Below are 691 nucleotides of genomic sequence, written 5' to 3'. Positions count from 1 at the left end.
TCGGGGGAGCGATCACCACGGTGTGGTTCATGACTGGGGTGAAGTCGTAACAAGGTAGCCGTAGGGGAACCTGCGGCTGGATCACCTCCTTACCGACGACGTCACCGACTGTCGGCAAGTGCTCACAATGAATTACCTGATCGGCCAGAGCAACGACTGTTTGGGTATAGACCCAGCGTGACCAATGGGTCTGTAGCTCAGTTGGTTAGAGCGCACCCCTGATAAGGGTGAGGTCGGCAGTTCAAGTCTGCCCAGACCCACCATTCTCTCGCTCAGTTGGGTAGAGCGCACCCCCTGGGGTGAGATGGAGAGGAGGGTGAGGTCGCCGGGTTTTGTTCAAGTCTGCCCAGACCCACCATTCTCCGAACGACCGAATGGGCTCAGTGGGTTAGAGCGCACCCCCGGAAGTTCTGTAAAGAGAAGGGTGAGGTCGCCGGGTTTTGTTCAAGTCTGCCCAGACCCACCATGCAAGCCTTAAGCTATAAGCTTGAAGCTGTAAGAAAAACCCTGATGCTTTCATGGGCTTTCTTAAAGCTGACGGCCTACCGCTTAACGCTGGTAATCAGGGGCCTTAGCTCAGCTGGGAGAGCGCCTGCCTTGCACGCAGGAGGTCAGCGGTTCGATCCCGCTAGGCTCCACCATCTCCGCCCCCACCGTCGGTTACCTGATCGAGTCTGCAGTCACAAGCCAC

The 691-nt window shown here is 57.3% G+C and carries 2 tRNA genes and 1 rRNA gene; all 3 read left to right on the top strand.

The window, feature by feature from the left end:
- Nucleotides 1-92 (top strand): 16S ribosomal RNA (locus MKP05_RS21320); the annotation flags it as partial.
- Between the two features lie 94 nt (nucleotides 93-186).
- Nucleotides 187-263 (top strand) — tRNA-Ile (locus tag MKP05_RS21315).
- A gap of 302 nt (nucleotides 264-565) precedes the next feature.
- A tRNA-Ala gene (locus tag MKP05_RS21310) sits at nucleotides 566-641 on the top strand.
- The last annotated feature ends 50 nt before the right edge of the window (nucleotides 642-691 follow it).

The organism is Halomonas flagellata, from assembly GCF_022487945.1.
GTDB classification, from domain to species: domain Bacteria; phylum Pseudomonadota; class Gammaproteobacteria; order Pseudomonadales; family Halomonadaceae; genus Halomonas; species Halomonas flagellata.
This window is presented reverse-complemented; position numbering and strand designations above follow the sequence as displayed.